Source organism: Roseovarius sp. MBR-51 (assembly GCF_053628575.1).
Genome location: NZ_JBRJGQ010000058.1, coordinates 1 through 2,879 on the forward strand (window position 1 = coordinate 1; position 2,879 = coordinate 2,879).

Genomic DNA, 2,879 nt, shown 5'->3' on the forward strand with positions numbered 1-2,879 from the left:
TTATCCCAGCTGTTCGGATTCTCGCAGCCACCTCTCCTCATCCGCTTCACATTAAATGCAAAGTGCTTTAGTCACAGCAATAAACCCCATCCGTCAGATATTTTTCTTTTCGATGATGTCCGTGATCACATTACAAAGCGCCTTTTCGTACACCTTCAACTTCTCACGCCCCCTTGCGAACGCATCGGCAGCCTCACGTTGCAGCTTGTCCCGGTCGGCATAGCCCTGAACAATTGCATCTTGGATCGTGATGGTCGATTGCGATGTGCAATCCACTGTTCGGGCATAACCGATGGTGCCAAACAGCCCCTCAAACTTACGGCTGTAGGCCATCGGGATCACCGGCACCCCTGAAGAAAACGCAGCAATACACGCATGCATTCGTGCGCCCATAAAGAAATCCATTTCTGCGATATAACTTTTCGCTTCTGACGGAGAATTAAACGCTGGGGCCAAAACTGTGTCGGGAAACTTCTTGTGTAGTGTCTGACACGCGCGGAAATCATCTTCGCCCACCATCGGGCCAGAGACCACAATAACATGGGGCACCAAATGAACCTCGCATCCGTCCTCATGGGTTTGGAAATAGGTAATCAGGTCCTCGATCATGGCAGGGTAATCCACCTGCAGGCCAAATTCGTTTTTTCTGGTATAGCCGCCGCCCATCAGTAGGCCGGACACATTGATACCTACCTTTACTGGCCCACCTTCTCGATCAGGGGGTTGGGTGTAGGGCAGGCGCATGGCCACATCACAGGCTTCGATGACATCATCCCGGCCTAGATCACGTGCAGCTTTGGTTGACATTTGGTCTCGGCTTGCAACAAGTCGCGACAGGCGTAGGGAAATGCGTGCCAGCAGTTTTGCCCAGCCTTTGGTGAAGGGCCCCACAGTCTGCGGAGCTAGTACCATTGGAGTGCCCGCGATGTGAGTGAGATACTTAAGGATGAACGTGCGACGCAAGCGACGTCCACCATAGATGTCCGTAAAACTGTCGCCGCCACCAATGTCGATCATCAAGTCGGCATGCCGTGCAATGGAAAAGAAACCACGCGGATTCAGCATGACCTTGCCATCCAGATCACGCACGGTCACATCAGACCCAGTGATATAGCTGTCGCGCGCATCTTTCCAGTCCATAGCAGTAATCTGAATATCACGCCCAATGTCACGGGCGATGTCGCGGATGATCTCGATCTCGGACACAGTCAAGGCACCTACCCCAAGATTATCGGAGCGGGTAGAATGCAGGATCAGGCAGATACGAAACGGGCGTTGGGTCATGGATATCCTTTGGGTGTCAGGGTTTTTTAGTCCACAGCGTCCGGTGAAGGGTTCCTAAAAAATTCTTAAGGTTGCCCTTGATAGTGTTTTGCCGAGACGCAGCGAGGAGTTGTAGCCCTTTGTACTTTGGGATCGGTTTGCCAGTGATGCGCCGTCCCATTAACCGGGCCAACAGCCCACGGCGCCGGTCTCGTTGGCCGATTTGGATTGATGTTAGATCAGAGATATTAAAAGCCTGCGTTTTGATCCGCCCCGCCGTGCGCGCCTCTTCGATCAGCCGCGCGCCCAAGTCTGTGCGCGCCATGATCAGGCTGACGCCGGGCGCTTCATCGAAAATGGGGTAGCCGTCCGAGTCACTTTCCCAAGCGTCCGCACAAACAATATCAGCAGCCGTGCCGGTACCATCGGCACATAGTTTGCACCGCATCTGCACATGGCGCGAAAGGATACCTCCCCAGCTTTCATGATAGCTCATTGACCGTTCCGTTCCGTCATGTGCAGTTGCAATAGTCCGGCCCGGCCAGCCGTTCCCGCGAAAGCGAAAACTACTAGTTTGGTCTAATGTGGTCCCGAGCTTGGCCAGCACTTCCCTGCCACCCTCATGGGAGGGAACACCGGCGCAGAAAAATGACAGTATCACAGGAAAGGTGGCAGACACTTCGGGGTCGCGCGCGCACATCGCACGCATCGCCGCTACATCGCAGGGTTTGCCCACGAAGGCGTAACGCGCTCCATTGGCTCTGTTTGCCGCAACCTGCGCGTTGATCCCTTCCAGCGGCGCAGACGGCGCGTAGCGTGAGCCTGCCGCTGCTGTGATGCTCTTTTTGTTCATGGTGACTACAGGAGTATTGCCGATTGGCAACTCTGTTGAAGCCGTGATCTGTACCACTGCATCCACGGTGCCACTGTCTATAAGATGCACTAGCACCGCCGAAAGCCCCCCCCCGGAGGCACCGGCGAAGCGGATACTGTCGTCAGTTGCATGACCTATCATTACCTCTATGTAAGGACCCCAAAGTACTGGGTTGCACCGCCCTCGCTCCTCAACTGTTTGGCTTAGGCCAGGGCATACAGCGCTGATCTCCTCCTCTTCTTGGATGCTCAGTGGTGACAATTGAATTGGGCGTATAAAACCCGGGGCGGCCACGGCCATCACAACTTTGCCCGGTGCCAGCGCTGCGCAGGCACCACAACCTGCACAGAGATCTCCCTTGGCGATACGGGCAAGGGCCGGGCTCTGCGGTGCGGTAATGTGACCTTCGGACATAGAGTTCTTTCTTGCATCTGATTGCGGCATGAGCAGTCATCTTAAGATGAAGACCTGATTTGCATACTCGCCTTTAGAGGCTGGTCTCGATATTGTCATGGTAACTATGATTAAGCTACTCCCCATCGATTGGACAGGATCTGGCGTAGCTTAAGCTACTCGTAGCACCTGCTGATCGGGTTGGTTCATATCTTTTCTCTGCCAATAGACCAGCGCTGGTGGTTGTAGAAGGGGTTCTGTCGCAAATACTTCGGGCACGGGGGTAGCCCAGTATGATGCAGCGCTTTAGGAGGAGAGGTGGCTGCGAGAATCTGAACAGCCGGGATAG

At 54.5% G+C, this 2,879-nt stretch carries 2 protein-coding genes; both read right to left on the minus strand.

Annotated features, from left to right (window positions below; genetic code table 11):
- Positions 1-93: 93 nt before the first annotated feature.
- Positions 94-1,284 carry a polysaccharide pyruvyl transferase family protein gene (locus ACSSVY_RS22675; protein ID WP_454272302.1) on the minus strand — a complete coding sequence of 397 codons (1,191 nt, stop codon included), beginning with the start codon at positions 1,282-1,284 and terminating at the stop codon, positions 94-96.
- A 16-nt stretch (positions 1,285-1,300) separates the two neighbouring features.
- Complete coding sequence (locus ACSSVY_RS22680; protein ID WP_454272304.1) at positions 1,301-2,581, minus strand: Coenzyme F420 hydrogenase/dehydrogenase, beta subunit C-terminal domain; 1,281 nt, start codon at positions 2,579-2,581, stop codon at positions 1,301-1,303.
- Between the last annotated feature and the right edge of the window lie 298 nt (positions 2,582-2,879).